Source organism: Solibacillus cecembensis (assembly GCF_050272495.1).
Taxonomy (GTDB): domain Bacteria; phylum Bacillota; class Bacilli; order Bacillales_A; family Planococcaceae; genus Solibacillus; species Solibacillus cecembensis.
Genome location: NZ_JBNNMF010000055.1, coordinates 1454 through 4426, shown reverse-complemented (window position 1 = coordinate 4426; position 2973 = coordinate 1454). Strand labels below are relative to the sequence as shown.

1 rRNA gene is annotated in these 2973 nt (G+C 51.4%); it reads right to left on the bottom strand.

The features are described from left to right. Positions 1 to 12 precede the first annotated feature (12 nt). Positions 13 to 2939 (bottom strand): 23S ribosomal RNA (locus ACQKIH_RS22245). Positions 2940 to 2973 lie beyond the last annotated feature (34 nt).

Genomic DNA, 2973 nt, shown 5'->3' with positions numbered 1-2973 from the left:
GTGCAATAAATTGTGGTTAAGTCCTCGACCGATTAGTATTCGTCAGCTCCATATGTCGCCACACTTCCACCTCGAACCTATCTACCTGATCGTCTTTCAGGGGTCTTACTTACTTGCGTAATGGGAAATCTCATCTTGAGGGGGGCTTCATGCTTAGATGCTTTCAGCACTTATCCCGTCCACACATAGCTACCCAGCGATGCTCTTGGCAGAACAACTGGTACACCAGCGGTGTGTCCATCCCGGTCCTCTCGTACTAAGGACAGCTCCTCTCAAATTTCCTACGCCCACGACGGATAGGGACCGAACTGTCTCACGACGTTCTGAACCCAGCTCGCGTACCGCTTTAATGGGCGAACAGCCCAACCCTTGGGACCGACTACAGCCCCAGGATGCGATGAGCCGACATCGAGGTGCCAAACCTCCCCGTCGATGTGGACTCTTGGGGGAGATAAGCCTGTTATCCCCGGGGTAGCTTTTATCCGTTGAGCGATGGCCCTTCCATGCGGAACCACCGGATCACTAAGCCCGTCTTTCGACCCTGCTCGACTTGTAGGTCTCGCAGTCAAGCTCCCTTATGCCTTTACACTCTACGAATGATTTCCAACCATTCTGAGGGAACCTTTGGGCGCCTCCGTTACTCTTTAGGAGGCGACCGCCCCAGTCAAACTGTCCGCCTGACACTGTCTCCTACCCCGTTAAGGGGCATGGGTTAGAAGTTCAATACAACCAGGGTAGTATCCCACTGACGCCTCCTTCGAAGCTGGCGCTCCGAGATCTCTGGCTCCTACCTATCCTGTACAAGTTGTACCAAAATTCAATATCAGGCTACAGTAAAGCTCCACGGGGTCTTTCCGTCCTGTCGCGGGTAACCTGCATCTTCACAGGTACTATAATTTCACCGAGTCTCTCGTTGAGACAGTGCCCAGATCGTTACGCCTTTCGTGCGGGTCGGAACTTACCCGACAAGGAATTTCGCTACCTTAGGACCGTTATAGTTACGGCCGCCGTTTACTGGGGCTTCAATTCGTAGCTTCGCTTGCGCTAACCACTCCTCTTAACCTTCCAGCACCGGGCAGGCGTCAGCCCCTATACTTCACCTTACGGTTTTGCAGAGACCTGTGTTTTTGCTAAACAGTCGCCTGGGCCTATTCACTGCGGCTCTCATGCGCTTGCACGCTCAAGAGCACCCCTTCTCCCGAAGTTACGGGGTCATTTTGCCGAGTTCCTTAACGAGAGTTCTCTCGCACACCTTAGGATTCTCTCCTCGACTACCTGTGTCGGTTTGCGGTACGGGCACCTCTCACCTCGATAGAGGCTTTTCTTGGCAGTGTGAAATCAGGAACTTCGTCCATACGGACTCGTCATCACAGCTCAACGTATCAGTGTGCGGATTTGCCTACACACACGCCTTACTGCTTGAACAGAGACAACCAACGCTCTGCTTACCCTATCCTACTGCGTCCCCCCATTTCTCAAACGGTGAGGAGGTGGTACAGGAATATCAACCTGTTGTCCATCGCCTACGCCTATCGGCCTCGGCTTAGGTCCCGACTAACCCTGAGCGGACGAGCCTTCCTCAGGAAACCTTAGTCATACGGTGGACGGGATTCTCACCCGTCTTTCGCTACTCATACCGGCATTCTCACTTCTAAGCGCTCCACCAGTCCTTCCGGTCTGACTTCAACGCCCTTAGAACGCTCTCCTACCACGCATCCATACGGATGCATCCACAGCTTCGGTGAATCGTTTAGCCCCGATAAATTTTCGGCGCAGCGTCACTCGACCAGTGAGCTATTACGCACTCTTTAAATGATGGCTGCTTCTGAGCCAACATCCTGGTTGTCTAAGCAACGCCACATCCTTTTCCACTTAACGATTACTTTGGGACCTTAGCTGGTGGTCTGGGCTGTTTCCCTCTTGACTACGGATCTTATCACTCGCAGTCTGACTCCCGTGTATAAATATCTGGCATTCGGAGTTTGTCTGAATTCGGTAAAGCGAGATGCCCCCCTAGTCCAAACAGTGCTCTACCTCCAGTATTCTCAATCACGAGGCTAGCCCTAAAGCTATTTCGGAGAGAACCAGCTATCTCCAGGTTCGATTGGAATTTCTCCGCTACCCACACCTCATCCCCGCACTTTTCAACGTGCGTGGGTTCGGGCCTCCAGTAAGTGTTACCTCACCTTCACCCTGGACATGGGTAGATCACCTGGTTTCGGGTCTACGACCACGTACTAATTCGCCCTATTCAGACTCGCTTTCGCTGCGGCTCCGTCTTATCAACTTAACCTCGCACGTAATCGTAACTCGCCGGTTCATTCTACAAAAGGCACGCTATCACCCATTAACGGGCTCTAACTACTTGTAGGCACACGGTTTCAGGATCTATTTCACTCCCCTTCCGGGGTGCTTTTCACCTTTCCCTCACGGTACTGGTTCACTATCGGTCACTAGGTAGTATTTAGCCTTGGGAGATGGTCCTCCCAGATTCCGACGGAATTTCACGTGTTCCGCCGTACTCAGGATACATTCAGGAGGGAATGAAGTTTCATTTACAGGGCTTTTACCTTCTATGGCGGGCCTTTCCAAGCCGCTTCAACTATCTCATTCTTTTGTAACTCCGTATTGAATGTCCTACAACCCCAAAGAGCAAGCTCTTTGGTTTGGGCTCTTCCCGTTTCGCTCGCCGCTACTCAGGGAATCGAATTTTCTTTCTGTTCCTGCAGGTACTTAGATGTTTCAGTTCCCTGCGTCTGTCCTCAACACGCTATGTATTCACGTGAAGATACTATGCGATTAAACATAGTGGGTTCCCCCATTCGGAAATCTCTGGATCAAAGCTTACTTACAGCTCCCCAAAGCATATCGGTGTTAGTGCCGTCCTTCTTCGACTCCTAGTGCCAAGGCATCCACCGTGCGCCCTTATTAACTTAACCAATAAGTTACACTTACTCAAATGAGTAAGATTCT